The 7,779-nt window shown below is 65.2% G+C and carries 4 protein-coding genes; all 4 read left to right on the forward strand.

All coding sequences use genetic code 11. From position 1 onward, the window contains the following. The coding region (locus CCR82_RS17980) for a YhdP family phospholipid transporter (protein ID WP_201247190.1) at positions 1–2,325 on the forward strand (2,325 nt) is incomplete at its 5' end. Between the two features lie 90 nt (positions 2,326–2,415). Next, positions 2,416–3,243: a carbon-nitrogen hydrolase family protein gene (locus CCR82_RS17985; protein ID WP_201247191.1), complete on the forward strand. Its 828-nt coding sequence runs from the start codon at positions 2,416–2,418 to the stop codon at positions 3,241–3,243. Positions 3,244–3,317: 74 nt separating this feature from the next. Continuing rightward, a complete protein-coding gene (gene tldD, locus CCR82_RS17990) occupies positions 3,318–4,772 on the forward strand; it encodes a metalloprotease TldD (RefSeq protein ID WP_201247192.1) in 1,455 nt (484 codons plus the stop codon). Positions 4,773–4,801: 29 nt separating this feature from the next. Next, positions 4,802–7,657 carry a UvrD-helicase domain-containing protein gene (locus CCR82_RS17995; RefSeq protein WP_201247193.1) on the forward strand — a complete coding sequence of 952 codons (2,856 nt, stop codon included), beginning with the start codon at positions 4,802–4,804 and terminating at the stop codon, positions 7,655–7,657. Positions 7,658–7,779: the final 122 nt, after the last annotated feature.

Below are 7,779 nucleotides of genomic sequence, written 5' to 3' on the forward strand. Positions count from 1 at the left end.
CAACCGGCCGCCCCCCAAGCCCCAGGGCTGCGTAGCGCCGAGCAGACCGAGCCGCTGCGCTGGCCACCGCTGCGCGAGGTCGCGGCCAGCCTTCGCTTCGAGAATCGACGCCTCGAGATCGCTGTCCCGAGCGCCGAAATCCTCAACACCCAGGTGGACGCTGGACACCTGCGCATGCCTGACCTCTGGAATCCGACCTACCTCGAGATCGATGCGCGCGGCACCGGACCGCTAGCCGATGGCAGGCATGTGCTGGCAACGACGCCTTTGGCGAATCAACTCGGTGGTCTGGCGCGCGCCATCGATGTCAGCGGCAACGGCGACATCGCGTTACAGCTCGGTGTGCCGCTGAACAAAGCACTCCCCTTCCGCTACAGTGGCGAACTGCTCTGGGAGCCAACCTCTGCACCCAACACCGAGCGCACGCTCAGGCTCAAAGGCACGGACCTGCAATTCAGTGGGATCGAGGGCCGCCTGCGCTTCGATGATGAGACGGGCATCGATGCCGACGAGATCCGCGCCAACCTCGGTCGACAAGCGCTCGAGATCGAGGTCGAGACCCACGGCGGCGGCAGCGACGAGGCGCGCACCGAGATCGGGCTGCACGGCCAAACGCCGGTCGCCAGACTGGCCGAGGCCTTGCCGAGCACGCTTTGGCCATTCGCCAACGGCGAGTTCGATTGGCACCTTGGGCTCAGCCTGCGAAACCGCGACGCCGTTCAACAGACCCCACCGATCGACTTCAAACTCAGCTCCAAACTCCAGGGGCTCGCGCTGTCAGTGCCGGCACCGATCGGCAAGTCGGCGAGCGAGCCACGCGCGTTTCGGCTCAGTGGCCGCTATCAAGACCAGTGGCCGCTGCCACTGCGCGTCGACTATGCCGAACTCGGCGCCTTGATAGAAATCGATCGAGCCCCGGACGGAACCCTTGCACCGCAACGACTCGCGATCGACCTGAGCGGCCAACCGGCGGCGTTGCCACCCGCGCGCTCGATTGAGATCGGCGGTGCACTCGAGTCGCTGGATCTCGATCCGTGGCTGGATTGGGCTGCGGGCACCGATCTGACCGCGCTACGGGACGGCGATGCCGACGACCAGCTCCAGCTGCTGCCGGTGCGTCTCGATATCGACGATCTGCGTTTCAACGCCCTGCGGCTGAACGACCTTGAGGCTGTGCTCCGTCCGCAAGCAGACGGTCGCTGGGAGATTCAGTTCAATGCCGAGCAAAGCGGTCACGGTGAGATCCGACTACCGGCCAGCGAGAGCCAGAACCCGCTGCGCATCCGACTGGAGCGCCTGGATTTGAGGCCATTGGTGGAAGCGCGCGGCGCGGAGACCGAAGCCAGGACGGCGGACACACGCGCCGACCCACGCACATTCGGTCGTCTCGACCTCGAGGTCGAGCAGCTTCACTACGGTGATGATCTGCTGGGCCGGCTGAGTATCCAGAGTGAGCCGCGGGCGGATGGCGTTCGCTTCGAGACGCTCTCGTTGAAGGGGCCCCATGTCGACGCCGGCGCCCAAGCCGAGTGGCTCATCGATGCCACCGATTACGTGGAAACCTCGCTCGAACTCGATGCCAACAGCAGTGCGATCGGCGAGTTGCTGCGCGAGAGCGGTTTCTACAGCGCCTTGAGCGGCGCGGCCGGTCATGTGCAACTCGATCTCAGCTGGCCTGGCGGCCCAGGCGACCTGTCACTCGCGCGTGCTCGCGGCAGGCTCGACCTCGAGGTCGGTAGCGGTCGCATGCTCGATATGGAGCCCGGTGTCGGTCGCATGTTGGGCATCCTCAACACAGGCGCCCTCAGCCGCAGGCTGAGCCTGGACTTCAGCGATCTGTTCGAGGATGGTTTCACCTTCGATCGCATCCAGGGCGAGATTACCATCGGCAGCGGCAAGGCGCGCATCCGCACGCTCAGTATTCTTGCGCCGCCCGCTGACATCGAGATCAGCGGGCGCACGGACCTCGTCGAGGGCGTGCTCGATCAGGCCGTCGTGGTGACCCCCGAGATCGGCGTCGGGCTCGCGCTCGCCGGCACGCTTGCCGGCGGCCCGGTGGTCGGCGCGGCGGTGTTCTTGGCCGACCAAGTCACCGACGGTGCCGTTGAGCGCCTCGGGCGTTATGCCTACCGCGTCACCGGACCCTGGCGCGATCCGCTGATCCGTCGCGTGGACACCGGCGGCTCACCTTCGGTCGGCAACCTCTTCGTCGGCGATGCGGATGAAACCGAAGAGAAGGTTGAACGCAAGCCGAGCGCAGGCACGACGAACGCCGCGCCGGCGACCCGCGAGAAGACGAGCAGTCCCTTCCTCGAGGATTTCTGACCTGCGGCCTGGCGCCTTTTCCCGGGCGCGCCCAAACAGGGCACGCCCGGTGGTGCTATGGTTACAGTAAATTGACGACATTGAGCACCCATGAGCGAGACATCCAAGGTCGCGGCCGTGCAGATGGCCTCAGGCCCCAATGCAACCGCGAATCTGATCGAGACCGAGCGCCTGATCCGCATCGCCGCCGAGGCCGGCGCCGGCCTGGTGGTGCTGCCCGAGAACTTTGCCTTCATGGGTCAGCAGGACCGTGATTTGCTCCATCTTGCCGAGCCCGATGGCGAGGGCCAACTGCAAGACTTCCTGGCCAAGACCGCAAGCCGTTATGGGGTCTGGCTCGTCGGCGGCACCATCCCGCTGCAGAGCGGTGATCCGAGCCGGGTGCGCTCGGCGGCATTGATCTATAACGATCAGGGCGATCGGATCGCGCGCATCGACAAGACCCATCTGTTCGACGTCGTGCTGCCCGATGTCGACGAGCGCTATCAGGAATCGGCGACCATCGAGCCCGGTGACCAGAATGCGGTGGTGGACACCCCCTTTGGCCGCCTCGGGGTGTTGATCTGCTACGAACTGCGTTTCCCGGAGACGGCACGGCGCATGCTCGACAGCGGGCTCGAACTGCTCGCCGTGCCGGCCGCCTTCACCGCCCTGACCGGCAAGGCGCATTGGGAGATCCTGGTGCGTGCCCGCGCCATTGAGAACCTGACCTACGTGATCGCCGCCGCCCAGGGCGGCTACCATCTCAGTGGCCGCGAGACCTATGGCCACAGCATGATCGTCGACCCCTGGGGCAATGTGCTCGCCCAGGTCGCGCGCGGTGTCGGCCAGATCTGCTGCGCGCTCGACCGCGACCGACAGGCCTCGATTCGCCGTACCTTCCCGGTGCTCGAACATCGTCGCCTCAAGTGCCGCTGAGACACTGTCCGGCTGGAAAAATCGCGCGATGCCTACCATGTCATCCGAATCATCCACGCGAGCCCAAAGACCTTATGACCGACTCCATCGACATCGCGCGCCAGAGCATCCTCGCCCCCTTCGGCCTCGGCGACAGCGACCTCGATCGCCTGATCGGCGCGCTGCGCAGCCCCGCCATCGACGCCGCTGACGTCTATTTTCAGAGCAGCCGGCTGCAGTCCTGGATGCTCGAAGACGGCATCATCAAGGACGGCAGCTTCAACATCGAGCAGGGCGCCGGTCTGCGCGCCATCAGCGGCGAGAAGACCGGCTTCGCTTACTCCGACGAACTCGAACTCGCGGCGCTGACCAAGGCCGCCGATGCCGCCCGCGCCATCGCCCGCGGCGGCGGCGCGGCCCCGATCAGCATCGGCAGCGGCCGACCGGCACGCCAGCCGCTCTACGAGCCGATGAATCCGATCGAGAGCCTCGAGGACGCCGCCAAGATCGACCTGCTGCACCGGGTCGATGCCGAGGCGCGCGGGATGGACGCACGCGTGAAAGAGGTGATGGTCAGCCTGGTCGCGGTGCAGGACACCATCCTCGTGGTCTCCGACGACGGCCGCCTGAGCGCCGATGTGCGCCCGCTGATCCGCCTCAGCGTGGTCGCGGTGGTCGAGGAGAATGGCCGTCGCGAGCAGGCCCACAGCGGTGGCGGCGCGCGCCTGGATCTGGGCTGGATGCTGGCCGAGGATCGCGCGCTCGGCTTCGCCCGCGAGGCGGTGCGCCAGGCGCTGGTGAACCTGGAAGCCGGCCCCGCCCCGGCCGGCACCATGCCGGTGGTGCTCGGTGCCGGTTGGCCCGGCGTGCTCCTGCACGAGGCGATTGGCCACGGGCTCGAAGGCGACTTCAACCGCAAGGGCACCTCGGCCTTCAGCGGTCGGCTCAATCAGCGCGTCGCCGCCAAGGGCGTCACCGTGGTCGATGATGGCACCCTGCCCGGCCGGCGTGGCTCGCTGAACATCGACGACGAAGGCACACCGACCCACTGCACCACGCTGATCGAAGACGGCATCCTGGTCGGCTACATGCAGGATCGGCTCAACGCCCGCCTGATGGGCATGGAGCCAACCGGGAACGGCCGGCGCGAGTCCTATGCGCATCTACCGATGCCGCGCATGACCAATACCTACATGCTCGCCGGCAACCATGATCCGGGCGAGATCATCGCCTCGGTCGAGAAGGGGCTGTACGCAGTCAACTTCGGCGGCGGCCAGGTCGACATCACCTCGGGCAAGTTCACCTTCTCGGCCAGCGAGGCCTATCTGATCGAGGACGGCAAGATCGGCCGTCCGGTCAAGGGCGCGACCCTGATCGGCAACGGCCCCGATGTGCTCACGCGCGTCAGCATGGTCGGCAATGACCTCAAGCTCGACGAGGGCGTTGGCACCTGCGGCAAGGATGGACAGAGCGTGCCAGTCGGGGTTGGGCAACCGACCTTACGCGTGGACGCGCTGACCGTCGGCGGCACTGGGGCGGGTGGTGACTGAGGCATTGATGCGATAAACCTTGGACGCGCATGAAGATTCTCACCTACCGTGGCCTGAACACCAGCGCCATCCCTGGCTATGACAAGCTCGTCGCCCATCTGAGCGCGGATGACTTCCGCTCCGCCGAGGTCAAGAAGATCGGCGACAACCTCTATCGCGCGCGGCTCGATCGCAGCAATCGCTTGCTGTTCTCCCTCTATCGCCATGAGGGCGAGCGCTGTGCGCTGCTGTTGGAATACATCCCGCAGCATGCCTACGAGAAATCGCGCTTCCTCGCGCGCGGCGTCCAGATCGATGAGGAGCGCATCCCCGCCGTGACGGCGGAGGCCGCTGACCAGGCGCCAGAACTGCCGTACCTGAACCCGAGCCTGCCGCGCTTCCATCTTCTGGACAAGGTGCTGTCCTTCGACGACGACCAGGAGCAGGTCTATCAGCAGTCACCGCCGTTGGTGATCATCGGCTCCGCCGGCAGCGGCAAGACCGCGCTGACGCTGGAGAAGATGAAGGACGCCAGCGGCGACATCCTCTATGTGACCCGCTCGGCCTTCCTGGTGCAGAACGCCCGCGAGCTGTACTACGCCAATGGCTGGTCCAATGAGGATCAGCAGGTCGACTTCCTCTCCTTTCGCGAATACCTGGAGAGCATCCAGGTGCCGGAGGGCAAGGAGATCACGCCGCGGGTGTTCGCCGGCTGGGCCGGGCGCCAGCGCCTGCCCAAGGATCTGAAGGATAGCCACCAGCTGTTCGAGGAGTTCCAGGGCGCCATCACCGGCACCGATCCGGACTCGCCCTACCTCAGCCGCGAGGCCTATCTCGGCCTCGGCGTGAAACAGTCGATCTACCCGCCTGAGACCCGCGCCGGCGTCTACGACCTGTTCGAGAAGTATCTGCGTTTCCTCGATGAAGAGGGCTGGTTCGACACTAATCTGATCAGCCACGCCTGGCTGCAGCGGGTGCAGCCGCGCTATGACTTTGTCGTCGTCGACGAGGTGCAAGACCTGACCAATGTGCAGTTGCTGCTGATCCTGCGCGCGCTGCGCGACAGCAGTGGCTTCCTGCTCTGTGGCGACTCGAATCAGATCGTCCATCCCAACTTCTTCTCTTGGTCCAAGGTCAAGACCCTGTTCTGGCGCGAGCAGGCCGATGTGTCCAAGACGGCGACGGGCACTGAGCTGATCCGCATCCTCAACGCCAATTTCCGCAACTCGCCCCAGGTCACCGACATCGCCAACCGCTTGCTGCACATCAAGCACGCGCGCTTCGGCTCGGTGGACAAGGAGAGCAACTACCTGGTGCGCAGTTGCGGCCCGGCGCGCGGTCGCGTCGGTCTGCTGCAGGACAGCGATCAGATCAAACGCGACCTCGACCGGCGCACCGCCACCTCGGCGCGCTTCGCCATCCTGGTGCTGCACCCGGAGCAGAAGGCCGAGGTGCGCAAGCATTTTCGCACCCCCTTGGTGTTCTCGATCCATGAGGCCAAGGGTCTGGAATACGAGAACGTGCTGCTCTATGGCTTCCTCTCCAGCGAGGAGAAACGTTTTCGCGACATCGCCGGCCAGCTCAGCGAGGCCGATCTGCACGGCGAGCTACGCTATGCGCGCAGTCGGGACAAGGGCGACAAGTCGCTGGAGATCTACAAGTTCTACATCAATGCGCTCTATGTCGCCGTGACCCGCGCGGTGAAGAACCTGTACCTGATCGAGCCGCGGCCGAAACAGCACCTGCTCGCCCTGCTCGGGCTGACCGACATCCATGAAAGCGTCGACGATGTCGAGGAGCAGACCTCGAGCCTGGAGGAATGGCGCAAGGAGGCCCACCGCCTCGAGCTGCAGGGCAAGGACGAGCAGGCCGCCGACATCCGCGAGCAGATCCTCAAGCAGCGCGAGGTGCCCTGGACCGTGCTGCGCGGTGACGCGCTCACGGAGCTGGAGCACAAGGCGCTCGAGCAGGGCGAGAAGAAGGCCGGCATCGCGCTGTTGGAGTATGCCCTGGTCTATCGCGACCAACGCCTGATGAATCGGCTGCTCCAGCAGGGCTTGAAGGCCGCCAAGCAGCCGGACAAGGCGCTTTCGATGCTGGAGAAGAAGCACTTCTTCCACTACGGCCTCAAGCATGCCACCGGCGTGCTGCGCGAGGTGGATCAGTACGGCGTCGACTTCCGCAACGTCTTCGGCCAGACCCCGTTGATGATCGCCAGCCGCATGGGCAACGCCGAACTGATCGAGACGCTGCTGGACCGCGACGCCGACACCAGCCTGGTCGACGGCAATGGGCTGAACGCCTTTCAGATCGCCCTGGATCGGGCCTGCGCCGATGAACGCTTCGCGCGCACCAAACTGCCGGGGGTGTTCGAGCGCCTGGCGCCACCGAGCATCGACATCCAGGTCGACGGCCGCCTGATCAAGCTCGACCAGCGACTCATGGAGTACCTGATGCTCAGCATCGCCATGGTGCTGTTCTACCAGGGACTCGGCGAGCGTTGGGCGTACCGACGTCAGCTGCTCTCGGCGCCCGATTTCGCCGCGGTGCTGGAGCATTTCCCCGAATCCATCGTCCCCGAACGGCGCAAGAAGCGCCCTTATATCTCCTCGATCCTGTCCAAGAACGAGATCAACCGCGATGCGCCCTACAACCGCAAGCTGTTCCAGCGCTGGAAGCAGGGCCATTATCTATTCAACCCGCAACTCTCGCTGCGCATCGAGGACCAATGGCGGCCCATTTACGAGCTGTTACAGCCGCAGCGGCTCGCCGCGCAGTTGCAGGACGTCTACCACTGGGGTGGCCGGGTGTGGGACCCGAACGAGCGCAGCGAACAGGCCGTTGAAAAGCTGCGCACGATGTTACAGAAGCTCAACGAGGGGGTGGATTTGAAGTCGTTGTTTTGATTGCGCCAGGCAAAGCCTGGAAGAGGAGGAAGAACGCCAAATGAGTTGAGCAATCGGAAACCTCTTGTCGTGACCCGCCGGGTGAGAGTCCCGAACCGGCAAGGACTGGCCATCCACCGGAA

Origin of the sequence: Halochromatium salexigens (assembly GCF_016653295.1) — a bacterium.
In the GTDB taxonomy this organism is placed as follows: Bacteria; Pseudomonadota; Gammaproteobacteria; order Chromatiales; family Chromatiaceae; genus Lamprobacter; species Lamprobacter salexigens.

What these genes read in the sequence shown, in the direction of transcription:
- CCR82_RS17985 (WP_201247191.1), top strand. Translation starts at nt 2,416, where the DNA reads ATGAGCGAGACATCCAAGGTCGCGGCCGTGCAGATGGCCTCAGGCCCC.
- CCR82_RS17995 (WP_201247193.1), top strand. Translation starts at nt 4,802, where the DNA reads ATGAAGATTCTCACCTACCGTGGCCTGAACACCAGCGCCATCCCTGGC.
- tldD (WP_201247192.1), top strand. Translation starts at nt 3,318, where the DNA reads ATGACCGACTCCATCGACATCGCGCGCCAGAGCATCCTCGCCCCCTTC.